This is a genomic window from Mucilaginibacter sp. (genome assembly GCF_964263795.1).
Lineage (GTDB): Bacteria > Bacteroidota > Bacteroidia > Sphingobacteriales > Sphingobacteriaceae > Mucilaginibacter.
In genome coordinates, this window is record NZ_CAXVWK010000029.1 from 28420 (window position 1) to 41784 (window position 13365).

The 13365-nt window shown below is 43.7% G+C and carries 11 protein-coding genes; all 11 read right to left on the minus strand.

What is annotated here, in order from left to right; genetic code table 11:
* The gene (locus ACE5CV_RS05795) at positions 1-582 is read right to left on the minus strand and encodes a heme-copper oxidase subunit III (RefSeq protein WP_374949221.1); all 582 of its coding nucleotides are present in this window, start codon (positions 580-582) and stop codon (positions 1-3) included.
* Positions 579-1469 carry a heme o synthase gene (gene cyoE / locus ACE5CV_RS05800; protein ID WP_374949222.1) on the minus strand — a complete coding sequence of 297 codons (891 nt, stop codon included), beginning with the start codon at positions 1467-1469 and terminating at the stop codon, positions 579-581. Before cyoE ends, ACE5CV_RS05795 begins: the two co-directional genes overlap by 4 nt.
* Positions 1466-2527 (minus strand): heme A synthase, encoded by a 1062-nt coding sequence (locus ACE5CV_RS05805; RefSeq protein ID WP_374949223.1) that lies wholly within the window; start codon positions 2525-2527, stop codon positions 1466-1468. The genes cyoE and ACE5CV_RS05805 overlap by 4 nt, the downstream gene beginning before the upstream one ends.
* 142 nt (positions 2528-2669) lie before the next feature.
* A complete protein-coding gene (locus ACE5CV_RS05810) occupies positions 2670-4559 on the minus strand; it encodes a cbb3-type cytochrome c oxidase subunit I (RefSeq protein WP_374949224.1) in 1890 nt (629 codons plus the stop codon).
* Between the two features lie 19 nt (positions 4560-4578).
* Complete coding sequence (locus ACE5CV_RS05815) at positions 4579-5772, minus strand: cytochrome c oxidase subunit II (protein WP_374949225.1); 1194 nt, start codon at positions 5770-5772, stop codon at positions 4579-4581.
* A gap of 47 nt (positions 5773-5819) precedes the next feature.
* Positions 5820-7079 carry a quinol:cytochrome C oxidoreductase gene (locus ACE5CV_RS05820; protein ID WP_374949226.1) on the minus strand — a complete coding sequence of 420 codons (1260 nt, stop codon included), beginning with the start codon at positions 7077-7079 and terminating at the stop codon, positions 5820-5822.
* Positions 7080-7090: 11 nt separating this feature from the next.
* Positions 7091-7675 (minus strand): c-type cytochrome, encoded by a 585-nt coding sequence (locus ACE5CV_RS05825; RefSeq protein ID WP_374949227.1) that lies wholly within the window; start codon positions 7673-7675, stop codon positions 7091-7093.
* Positions 7659-8195 (minus strand): DUF3341 domain-containing protein, encoded by a 537-nt coding sequence (locus ACE5CV_RS05830; protein WP_374949228.1) that lies wholly within the window; start codon positions 8193-8195, stop codon positions 7659-7661. The genes ACE5CV_RS05825 and ACE5CV_RS05830 overlap by 17 nt, the downstream gene beginning before the upstream one ends.
* On the minus strand, positions 8192-9664 hold the full coding sequence (gene nrfD, locus ACE5CV_RS05835; protein ID WP_374949229.1) for an NrfD/PsrC family molybdoenzyme membrane anchor subunit: 1473 nt from the start codon (positions 9662-9664) through the stop codon (positions 8192-8194). The genes ACE5CV_RS05830 and nrfD overlap by 4 nt, the downstream gene beginning before the upstream one ends.
* 25 nt (positions 9665-9689) lie before the next feature.
* On the minus strand, positions 9690-12752 hold the full coding sequence (locus tag ACE5CV_RS05840; protein ID WP_374949230.1) for a TAT-variant-translocated molybdopterin oxidoreductase: 3063 nt from the start codon (positions 12750-12752) through the stop codon (positions 9690-9692).
* 42 nt (positions 12753-12794) lie between these two features.
* The coding region (locus ACE5CV_RS05845; RefSeq protein WP_374949231.1) for a cytochrome c3 family protein at positions 12795-13365 on the minus strand (571 nt) is incomplete at its 5' end.

The following is a 13365-nucleotide window of genomic DNA, read 5'->3' on the forward strand; positions in this document are numbered from 1 at the left end:
TTAATATTGGTTCAAAAGTAAAAAAACATACAGATAAATCCATATAATATCGACAAAATGCCAAAAAATAGAAGACAACTGCATGTTGAACAAATTTTTAACCTGCGGGGTGTTACGGTAGCTGCGGTAAAGCGTGTTGCCCAGTAAACCTATGCCGGCTAAAATGTGAATTAAATGCATTCCGGTGAATACATATATGAAAGATTGTGAGGCGTTAGGGTTGCTGAAATAGATACCCATTTTAGTAACCAGTACATACCACGCATAAACCTGTATTACAAAGAACACCACGCCTAAAGCAATGGTTGCCCAAAGGTACATACGTTGTTTGGCAAACTGCAGCCCCCTGGCCGCCGCCGATGCCATGTACATGGTTATGCTGCTTAATAAGATCGCGGCCGTGCTGTAAATAAAAGCATCGGGCATTTTGGCATGGATGCCGTGCCCTGTACCGCCGCTGTATACAATAAAACCACTGGTTAGCGCCGCAAAAAACATAAACGATGTGAAAATGAATATCCACATGTTGAATTTTTTGGGTGCAAGGTTCAATTTATCTTCTTGTTGTGCCTGAGCCATCATTTTGCTATAAAATCAAATAAAAACATTAGTTGCACTATGGGCAAATAATAAAACGAGCCAAACATAAGCGTACGCGCCGATTTAATTTCGAGCGTACGCAACAGGTTAAACGCCTGGTATAAAAACAGCAGGCTCATGGCTAATGATACCCCGCCTACATAGTAACCGCCATAACCGTAAAAAGTTGGCAGTAAGCTTACCGGCACGAGTATTATGGCAAATATAAATGTGATAACCGCGCTTGCCCTATCGCGCCTACCGGTAGGCAGTAACCGAAACCCTGCCAGTTTATAATCATCATCCAGCACCCAGGCAATTGCCCAGAAATGCACAAACTGCCAAACAAACTGTATGGCAAACAATATCAATGCTATTATGTCGATACGGCCATGTGGCTGACCGGCAACGTAGCCTATCAGTGCAGGCAGCGCCCCGGGTATTGCACCCACAAACACCGCTATTGCCGATTTACGCTTTAAAGGCGTGTAAGCAAATGCATAAAGAATGATAGAGAACACCGATAACAGCCCTGTAAGCAGGTTTAAAGAGCCTAAAAGATAGGTGCCCACGATACCCATTCCTAAACCTAGAACCAGCCCCTGTCCTGTCGTCATGCGGCCGGCCGGCATTGGCCTGTCCATAGTGCGTTTCATCAATCGGTCAAGGTCAACTTCGATTACTTCGTTAAAACAGTTGGCTGCCGATGTCACCAGGAACCCACCGATAACCAGTTTTACCCAATTAAGCCACATCGTGGTGCTGTATAATGATCCCCAGGTATTACCACCATTAGCCTTTACCGCGATGATGAAGGATATAGATGCCGAAAAAGTAACCAAAAAGGTTAACCGCAATTTAATCAGCTTTGAAAAATCACTTCCTTTCATTTGCGGGCCTCCTGCACATTAACCGTAGTGAACAAATTCAACAACAAATAAAACTGGGCCCCAAATACTAAACTGGCCAACACAATATGCGTTGCCTGAGCGTATGGCGGCAGCGCCATATATGATAACAATATACCCGTAACTATCTGCAGCATCAGCATTAAAAAAGTAAAACTCATCAATTGCTGCTGCATCGAATGCCTGCTAAAACTGCGGCGGATAAGAACGTACAATACAATGTTAAAAACCAATACTACTATCGCCATATCGCGATGCTGTGCAAATATCTCTCCGGCCCGGCTTATCCAGCTATCGCGGTAGCCGCCTTCCAGGTGACTTGCAACGGCGTCTATCCGTTCCCTAACTTCAGTACCGAAGGTAATCTGCAGGATGCTCAACGCTAAAACCAGTAACGTTACCACTGCTATAACAGGTTTTACCTGTAAATTATACCGGCCGGTAACTTTGGCCATATGATAAGTTGCAATGCTAATAGCTAAAATAGCTAAAGCTATCAACATGTGTACGGTTACTATCCAGGCTACCAGGTTTGTTGAAACCACTATCGATCCTAACCAACCCTGGAAACCAACCAGTAACACATTAAACACGCTCAGCAATACAATGCTTTTATTAGTTTTCCAGTATTTAAAAGAGTAAGCGGCAACTAATAACAAAAACAATCCCGATACTGCACCTATAAGCCGGTTAACATATTCTGTCCAGGTGCGGGCGCTGTTAAATTCTTCGGGCACCAATATTGATCGGTCGTTACGGATGCGTGTTGCCATTTGATCGTAACCAAAAGCATCCAGCATTTTAGCAAACCTTTTATTTTTAGACAGGCGCTTATCGGCGTAGGTTTGCTTGTAATCGGCCGGTAACTCTGACGCGTTGGTTGGCGGGATGTACCTGCCGAAACATTTAGGCCAATCCGGGCACCCCATACCTGATCCGGTGCTACGCACCACACCTCCTGCCAGTATCAATACAAAAAGCAGGATGATGGTTATGAGGTTTAATTTTAGAAACGTGCTCCCGGATGCGTTTATGCTCATTTAAATATTTTCTAACAAATTAGGGTACCCGACTATCAGTTGTGAGTGATGAGTTGTAAGTTGTGAGATGTAACTCATCACTCAAAACTCAATACTACAAACTTAAACCAGGTACCCTAAAAGATCAGATCAGTATAAAAAATTATTTTACTTCTTCATTGCTCTTTTGAGCACTTGACCATTTTGCATGCTCTTCTAAACCGTTAGGGTTATCTTCAAAATCATGCGGAAGATTAGAGCTCATTGTTTGTGAAAAAGGAACTGTTTGTGGTATATAATCTTCTTCTGCGCCTGGCTTGCTGTAATCATAAGACCAACGGTAAACAGTTGGAATTTCGCCCGGCCAGTTACCGTGTAAGTGCTCAACAGGTGTAGTCCACTCCAGTGTATTTGCCTGCCAAGGATTTTGTGTTGCTTTCTTACCCCAGAAAATAGAAGTAACAAAGTTGTAAAGGAAAGCTACTTGTGCCAGTGCCGACATGATTGCCGCCCAGGTGATAAATGTATTTACAGATAACCACTGTTTCATCGATTCAAACTCAGTAAAGGCATAGTAACGGCGTGGTACGCCATCCAGGCCCATGAAGTGCATCGGGAAGAATACCAGGTAAGCGCCGATAAATGTTAACCAAAAGTGCAGATAACCTAAACGCTCGTTCATTAAACGGCCGAACATTTTAGGGAACCAGTGGTAAACACCGGCAAGCATACCAAATATTGCTGCCGAACCCATCACCAGGTGGAAGTGGGCAACAACAAAGTAAGTATCATGCAGGTTAATATCTAGAGCAGCGTTACCCAGGAAAATACCTGTTAAACCACCAGAGATAAAGAATGACACCATACCAATAGCGAACAGCATAGCCGCCGTAAAACGTATATTTCCGCGCCATAAGGTAGCCAGCCAGTTAAATGTTTTTACAGCCGATGGTACGGCGATGATAAGCGTAGTGATCATGAACACACCGCCCAGGAACGGATTCATACCCGTAACAAACATGTGGTGACCCCATACGATGAACGATAATACGGTAATACCAATTAATGAGTAAACCATTGCATGGTATCCAAAGATTGGTTTACGCGAGTTCACCGACATTACCTCTGAGGAAATACCCATTGCAGGCATAATTACGATATATACCTCCGGGTGGCCCAGGAACCAGAACAAGTGCTGGAACAGGATAGGGCTACCACCTTCAAACGGTTGCACCTGGCTGCCGTTCAATACGATGTCTGACAGATAAAAACTGGTACCAAAGCTACGGTCGAACACTAAAAGAACAACACCTGCAACCAATACCGGGAAGGCCAATACGCCTAAAATAGCGGTAAGGAACAAAGCCCAGATAGTTAACGGCATTTTCCAAAGGTCCATACCTTTTGTACGCATGTTCAATACAGTACTTACATAGTTAATACCGCCCATTAATGATGATGCGATGAAAAACACCATGCTGGTAAGCCACAACGTCATACCCATTTCTGAACCTGGCATTGCCTTAGGCAAAGCTGACAAAGGCGGATAGATGGTCCAGCCACCGCTCGCAGGGCCTTTTTGAACCATGAACGATGATAGCATGATGATACTTGCTATTAAAAAGAACCAGTACGACAGCATGTTCATGAAAGGCGAAGCCATATCACGCGCACCTATCTGCAATGGAATTAAAAGGTTAGCGAAAGTACCGCTCAAACCGGCTGTTAATACAAAGAATACCATGATGGTACCGTGAATGGTAACCAGTGATAAGTAAAAGTTTGAATCTAAACGGCCACCCGGTGCAAAACGTCCCAATAAAGTTTCCATTAAAGGAAATGCCTGATCCGGATAGGCTAACTGGATCCTGAAAAGGATAGATAATATCATCGCGATAACAGCCATAGTAATACCTGTGATCAAGAATTGCTTGGCGATCATCTTGTGATCCTGGCTAAATACGTAGGTATTTAAGAAAGTTGCTTTATGATGTCCGTGATCATCATCGTGGTGATGTGCTACTCCGTGATCGTGAACTGCTAATGTTGACATACTCGCTAATCTTTTTGTATTAATTGTTTAACGCTAACCTGTTGTTTTGTTGTACAGTTGATTTTTGCTCTGCAAATTTCAAATCCTGTTTTAATTTATCTGTCAGGTAAGGTTTCTGTTGTGCTAACCAAGCCTGGTATTCAGCTTCTGAAACCACACGCACAACTTTTTTCATGTTATAGTGGGCCCCTCCGCAAATTTTGTTGCAATAAAGCAAGTATTCAAATGTCGGGTTATCCAGTTTGGTCCTCATTTCTGAGGTAGTAATAGTCGGTGTAAATTTAAAGTAGGTAGGCAAGCCCGGTACAGCATTAAGTTGCACGCGGAAGTGCGGCATGTAAACGCTATGGATCACATCCTGCGCGTGAATATTTAATCTGATAGATTTACGTACAGGGATCACCATTGTATCCGCCTGTAAATCATCATAGCTAAATTTATCCTTAAAGTTGATACCTAATTTGTTGCTGCCGTTAACCAGCTTATAATTAGTGTTACCCAATTTACCGTCTTTACCTTCGTAACGCAACTCCCAGGCAAACTGGTGGCCGGTAACATCGATATTGATAGAAGCAGGCTCGCCTTTGGCATCAACCGAATTGGTGATTTGCTGCCAGGTAAAGAAACCGAAAATAACCAGTATGGTAAGTACAATTGCCGGGGCAATGGTCCAAACTTTCTCAATGGTGTTATTATGCGGCAAAAAGTGCCCTCTGCGTTTTGCAGAGTAACGGTATCTGAAAAGGAAGGTGAACAGCAATATTTGTGTAACCACAAATACAATCGTGGTTAATACCGTAGTTGTCCAGAACATGTTATCTATCTTAACACCATGCACCGAAGCAGCTGCCGGCAATATCATGCTACCCTGTACTGTATATTCCCAGTAAGCGCCGTACATACCCGCAACTAAAAATACCAGGCAGATGACACCCATAACATTGTTCCAGTTAATCGGCTTTTTACCTTGTATTTGCTGGGTTAAATCGAACACCTGCAATATTTTACCAACTATGCCCACAACAAAGCATACTATCAAAAATAATAATGTATAATATGCAGCGGTGCCAAGGCCGTTATCTTTAACTGCATCAGCAGCAGTTGCCCCACCCTCTGCGGTAGCTTGTGCCATTACCATGCTGCTGCCCAAAAGCAAAAACACGGTTAAAAGCGAAAGCATTTTTTTAGAACGTATTAGAAATTTGAATCCCATTTTATTGGTTATTTGAATGCTGTATTCCGTTGCAAATTTAACAATTATTATATGTGATGATGCAGGCTCTCGTCCAGGAACGGGTGTTTTTTGGGCACTAAAGAGTTCACTTTGCTTAACCTGCTCAACATCAGGAAGGTAAATAAACCTGCAAATCCTAAAAATATGCCTATCTCTTCTACACCAAAACCTCTGTGCTCTTCAACAGTACCTGGCATAATCATCAGGTAATAATCTAACCAGTGGCCTAAGATCAGGATGATACAAGTCCACATCATGCGGTTCATCATACGTTTGGCATCACGAGACATTAACAATAACAGCGGTGCTACAAAGTTAATCACGATGTTGAACCAAAACAGCCACTTGTACTCAGGCTCCCACCTTCTGTAGAAATAAACCGATTCCTCCGGCATGTTAGCATACCAGGTAAGGAAGAATTGAGCAAACCAAACGTATGTCCAGAAGATAGAGAAACCGAAGATCAGTTTACCCAGGTCATGCAGGTGATTTTCTGATACCCAAGTAAAATAACCTTTCTTGATCAGCAATATCAGCGTAAGTGCTATAATAGCTAAACCGCTCACGTGCATGGCTGCTAAATTATACCAGCCAAACATGGTAGAGAACCAGTGTGCCTCTAAAGACATGATGGTACCAAACGCAAAGATGGGGAAGGTAAAACCAAAGATGGTTAAAAATATAGCTGATAGTTTAAAGCTTTTGTTGTAGTTGCTCATGCCGCCAACTTCATCTTCATTTTCTGAAGCTTTAGCCAATGCCCAGCCAAAGTAGCTGTAAGCTGCCAGTAACACTACTAAAAATCCGTAAAAGAAAGGCACATTTAAGAAAGCCGATTTACCCGCGATGATCGCGTCGTAATTTTCACTTTTCGGGTCGGTTAACCCATGTGCTGCCCAGTGTGCATATAAATATGGCACAACTTCTTTTTTACCGCCTTCTTCAATTTCGTGATGCTGCAGCAAACCGGCAGTAACAACAAGTAATAATATAATGCTGGCTATAGGTAACACCTTGGCAAAGGCCTGCGGGATACGGATAAATGATGCTGACCATGCTGCCTGGGCAACATACTGGTAAGCGCAGAAGAATACGCCGGCAATACAAGCACACACAAAATAGTATGACATAAGCAACAAGTTGCTATAAGTACGCTGCACGTGTTCGCCGCCAAATAAAAAGCCTGCTATAATGGCTACTACACCAATTACAATAGCAATCAAACTCCACGTTTTGGCGGTACCGGAGAATTCAAATCGTTCTTCAAAACTATTATGAGTCTTCATTAAAAATAATCTTATAAATTTTGTAAATGGTGTACATACATAACTATCTTCCAACGCTCCTCAGGCGATACCTGTGATGCGTAAGAACCCATGGCATTCACACCATAAGTGATAGTATGGTAAATTTTCCCGTCTGTAAGATCTTTCATCGCACCGCCGCGAGATGATTGCCCTTTAGAGTATGATGGCGGTGGCGGATAACCGTGCTGTACTACCAAGCCATCACCCTGGCCGGTTAAACCGTGGCAAGGCGAACAAAACGTGGTAAACAGCGCTTTACCATCGGCAAAGTTTTTTTGGTTATTCACAAGCATGTTTTTAACTTCTAAACCCGCCTGCTCGTAACCATCTTTATTGTTTGGATAATCAAAACGTTTAAAGCCTACCGGTATAGTACCGGCCGGTGGTACCTGGGCTGTTTTGCCATCTTTAAAATTCGGATTAGGCTGATCCGGATCGTATGCGGTATGTTCGTACATATTGGGAGCATATTCCCAACCGGTGCTGCGTTTATCCTTGCATGAGGTAATTACAACCGATGCAGCGATAACGATAACCGTTGTGCCCAATATTCTAAATTTATTCATAGCTAACATATTTTCTATCGTTATGCTTAACTTCTACAGCTCCTGCTTCTTTTAATAAATTGGTGATATCATCATGTGGTATGTTGCCCTTAGCGTTTACAGCTATAACAAACCTGTCATCTGTCGCGCGCAGGTCCATTACACGCGGCGCACGGCCCGGAAACAGGTGCGTGGCTGCAAAAAAGGTAAGCGTCATACCAAACGCGGTAAATAAGATAGTCCACTCAAATGTAAACGGTACAAAGTTGGGTATCGCAAAGTTTGGTTTACCACCAATGTTCATCGGCCAATCGTGCACCAGGGTATAATATACAATGCTGAATATAACACACATGCCCAGGCAGCCAAAGCAAAATGCTGCATAACCTAACCTCGATTCTTTAACGCCCAGTTTATCCTCAATGCCGTGAATAGGCATCGGGCTGTATACATCATAAATAGGGATACTATTCTTCTGTAGTTTTTCGATCCCGTGCATCATATCATCCGGATCGTCAAAAAGGCCTAATATAAATTTTGTGTTGCTCATTTTACTTTTTCATAATCAGCCATGTCAACGCTGTCGTACTTAACTAATGATTCTTTGTAATACTCAACTTCTGCCTCTTTCAGGTGGCCACCGTCGATAAGTTTCTTTTTAGCCTGCTCACTTGATGTTTTCAGTAACAGTTTCACCTCGGCAATTGCCACTGATGGTAATACCCTTATGAATAACAGGAACATGGTAAAGAACAAACCGATAGATCCGATAAACACGCTCACATCAACCCAGGTTGGGTAGAACATAGCCCAGCTTGACGGGATATAATCGCGGTGTAATGAAGTTACGATGATCACAAAACGCTCGAACCACATACCAATGTTCACGATAATTGACAGGAACCATGAGAATTTGATGTTGGTACGCAGGTACTTTGACCAGAATAACTGCGGAGAGATCACGTTACAGCTCATCATGCTCCAGTAAGCCCACCAGTACGGACCTGTTGCCCGGTTGATGAATGCGTATTGCTCATACTCAACGCCCGAGTACCATGCGATGAAGAACTCGGTGATGTATGCCACACCCACGATAGAACCGGTTAACAAGATGATCTTGTTCATTGATTCGATGTGGAACATGGTGATATAATTTTCCAGGCCTAATACTTTACGTGTTACCAGTAACAGGGTTTGCACCATGGCAAAACCCGAGAAGATAGCACCCGCAACGAAATAGGGAGGGAAGATGGTAGTGTGCCATCCCGGCTCTAATGACGTAGCAAAGTCAAATGATACAATGGTGTGTACAGAAAGTACCAGTGGTGTTGAGATACCCGCAAGAATCAAGGATACGGTCTCGAAACGCTGCCATGTTTTTACAGATCCTGTCCATCCGAAAGAAAGGATAGAGTAGATGCGGCGGCGAAGGCCTACAGCGCGGTCACGGATAGATGCGATATCCGGCAATAAACCGGTGTACCAGAATAATAATGATACCGAGAAGTAAGTAGAGATCGCAAACACGTCCATCATCAATGCCGAGTTCCAGTTAACCCATAATACATACTGGTTTGGAAGCGGTAAAGTAAAATAAGCTAACCATGGGCGGCCCATGTGCGCTACAATGTAGGTAGCGGCGCAAATAACGGCAAAGATGGTCATCGCCTCTGCCGAACGGTTAATGGAGTTACGCCAGTTTTGACGGAAGATGAGGAGTACGGCAGAGATCAGTGTACCGGCGTGACCAATACCTACCCACCATACGAAACCGGTGATATCCCAGGCCCATCCTACTGTTTTATTTAATCCCCAGGCACCTAAGCCAAACCAAAAGGTATAGCTGATAGACACCACCCATAACAAAGCACCTAATGATGATACGGTAAAACCTATCCACCATGCTTTGTTGGGTTTATTTTCAACAGGCAACAAAATATCGTTAGTAATTTTAGCATAGGTTATATCCTTGCCGGTTATTAACGGTTCCCTGATTATCGATTCACTGTGAGATGCCATATATATTTAAATCTCTTTGTAATAATTAAGCCTGTAATTCAGATGATGTATTCCTAACCTTAACCTGGTATCCGATACCCGGCTGTACGTTTAACTCTTCTAACACGTAGTAAGTCCTTTCGCTCTTCAAAGCTTTTGATACTTCAGAGTTAGGATCGTTTGCGTTACCGAAAACAATAGCGTTAGCCGAGCAGGTTTGCTGACAAGCAACTTTAACCTCGCCATCCTTAAGCGGGCGTTTTTCGATCTTCGCTTTTAATTTACCGGCCTGGATACGTTGTACACACATCGAGCATTTTTCCATCACACCACGGAAACGTGTGGTAACATCAGGGTTTAATACTAATTGCGTATGCTCGTTGTTCAGGTAGTTATCAAAACGTGAATCGTTCCAGTAGTTGAACCAGTTAAAGCGGCGTACTTTATAAGGGCAGTTGTTTGCGCAGTAACGTGTACCAACGCAACGGTTGTATGCCATTTGGTTTAAGCCTTCGCTCGAGTGTACGGTTGCCAATACCGGGCAAACTGTTTCGCAAGGTGCGTGGTCACAGTGCTGGCAAAGCATAGGCTGGTGTACTACCGATACATTATCAAAGTTCTCCAGTTTATCAATTTCTTTTTCCTGGGTAACTTTTCCTGAACGCCCGTCTACCTTAGCTTCGCCGTTTTGGTTAAAGCTGTAGTAACGGTCAATACGGATCCAGTGCATTTCGCGGCGGCGGCCAACCTCATCTTTACCAACAACAGGTATGTTGTTTTCTGCACTACATGCAACAACGCAAGCGCCGCAACCTGTACATGCATTAAGGTCAATTGCCATTACCCAGTTGTAAGCAGGGCGCTCGTACTCGTCCCAAAGGCTGTATTTCTGGTGTTCGCCTTCTTTACCGCTATTAACCGATGGATTTTTAACGTATTCTGTAAATGAAGCTTCGCGGATAACGCTGCGGCCTTCATAAGAGTGGTGCGTTTGTGTTTGCGACAGCGGGAAGATATCGCCGGTTGCCGTAACAGTTGCGGTTGCGGTAGTTTGGAAAGTACCGTTGCGGAAACTGTGGAATGGGAAAGCATTTTTACCTACGTTGTTACCAACAAGGCCTGCAGCGGTGCGGCCGTAACCAACAGCTATAGATACTGTGCCTGGTGCCTGGCCCGGTTGTGATAATACCGGTAATGAAATTTTGTAGCCGTTAGCCTCAACGGTAACAACTTCAAACTCATCAAGGCCCATCTTTTTAACATCAGCCGGAGACATGGCTGCAAAGTTGTCCCATGTAACTTTGGATACCGGGTCTGGCAACTCCTGTAACCATGGGTTGTTAGCCTTTTTACCATCGCGCATGGCAACAGATTGGTATAGCTGCAATTCTACTTTATTACCATCGGCAAGTTTTGCGCTGTTGTTCAGTATGGTTTGAGCAACTGCGTTAAGGTCGCGGTTAAAGGTGTAGGTACCGGCGGCAACAGGTGCTGTTTTAACAAACCCTGTTTGCAGTAAAGACTCCCAGCCCGGCTGACCGGCTAAACCGCCTTTGGCTAACAGGTTGGTAGTCCAGTTATTTTTAACGTAAGTGTAGTAATCCTTAACAGCACCACCGGTCCATATCAGCAGGCTTGTTTCGGCCTGGCGGGTATTGTAAACAGGGTTAATGGTTGGCTGCATTACAGTGAAGTAACCTTCAACAGCGCTGTCATCACCCCATGACTCTAAATAGTGGTGGTTTGGTGCAATAATATTACAAAGCGCAGCAGTTTCATCAGCATGGTCTGCAAATGAAATCCTCAGGCTGATCTTTTTAAGTGCATCCTTAATATCGTTGGTGTTGTAATAATCGTAAGCAGGGTTTGCATCTAAAAATAAAACAGCACCAACTTCACCGCGTTTTGCTTCGTTGATAAATTCAACCAACTCGGCATCGTTACCGGCGTACTGGCGCGACGGGTTATCCAGATCAATAGTAGTACCGTAGCTGCCCAGCAATGAGTTGATAGCGTTTACCAGTATCTGTGTAGCCACATCGTTTGAGCCGGCTACAACTAAAGCTTTACCTTTTGCAGCAACTAATTCTTTCGCTACTAAAGTAATGGCCTTATCAACGTTGGCATTGGCTAACTTTCTTGAACCGGGTAATGTTGTGCCTGATATGGCATTGTAAAGGTTAACCAGTGCCACACCTTCTTCAGATGGTTTAATCGGCATACGCACGTCGGCATTGGTACCGGTCAGGCTCATTCCGCTTTCAAACTGAATGTGGCGCGACATCTTCTTAGCTTCCAGCGATTTGTTATTCCTGTTTGAAACGTACTGGCGTGTAAATTCCTCGCCAGAGATCCATGTTCCCAGGAAATCTGCACCAAAGCTTACAATAACGTCGGCTTTATCAAAATTGTAATGCGGCAATACGGCTTTACCAAAACTGTTTTGGTTAGCCTGTATAATACCTGTATAAGATACTGCATCATAATTGGTATGTTTTGCAGTAGGGTACTTAGTAACAAAATCGGCAATAACAGCTTGTGTAGACGGGCTGTGTACTGTAGATGTAATGATGCGGATCTTTTTACCGGCCGCTGCAATAGCAGTTAACTGGTCGGTAACAAATTTATCAACCTGTGCCCAGCCGGTTTCGCTACCGTTTTGCATAGGTTCTTTAGTGCGGTTATTATCATACAGGTCAAGCACTGATGCTTGTGCCGATGCGCTTAAACCACCCTGTGATAAAAGATCGCCGGGATTGCCTTCTACTTTGATAGGGCGGCCTTCACGGGTTTTAACCAATATGGCGCTACCTTCATAAGTAGATGTATAGTAGTTAGCTACACCAATAGTAACCTCTTCCGGCTTAATTAAGTAAGGGATAGATTTGTGTACAGGTACCTTTTGGCAAGCTGCTAAAGTAACTGCACCCACACCAAATCCAAGGGCCTTTAAAAAGTCGCGGCGGGGGGTTTTTGACGATAAGCCGCCTCCGCTCAAGATTTCCTCGATTGGGATCGGCTCCGCAAACTCGTGTTTATTTTTCTCAACAAATTCTGGCGTTTTGTTCAGTTCTTCTAAACCTTTCCAGTATTTTTTATTGCTATCCATTTAAGTTATATAAACTGTAATGCTACTGTTCTTAAAAATCTATTAATAATGGCACTTAGCGCACTCAATACCGCCTAACAAGGCTGCGGTAACTTTTTCACCTTTTTTAAGGCGCTCGTGAACCTGTATCATGTTATCGTAATAAGCGTTGCCTTTGTAGTTAACCTCGGTACGTTTGTGGCACTGTATACACCATTTCATGGTTAGTGGCGAGTATTGGTAAACCTCTTGCATGGTTTGTACCTGACCGTGGCAGGTTTGGCATTTAATGTTACCAACCTTAACGTGCTGCGAGTGGTTAAAGTAAGCCAGATCTGGCAGGTTGTGTATACGCACCCACTGAATAGGTTTGGCTTTTGTACTATCGTATTTAGCCGTGTTTGGATCATAACCCAATGCATCGTAGATCTTGTGGATCTCAGGCGACTCGGTTTTAACCGATCTGTGGCAATTCATACAAACGTTTGCAGACGGGATGCCGGCGTGTTTAGATTTAAATGCGCTGGTGTGGCAATACTGACACTCCATTTTCATTACACCGGCGTGCAGTTTGTGCGAGTATTTAATTGGTTGCACCGGCTGATATCCCTGGTGAACGTTAGTGTTCCACATG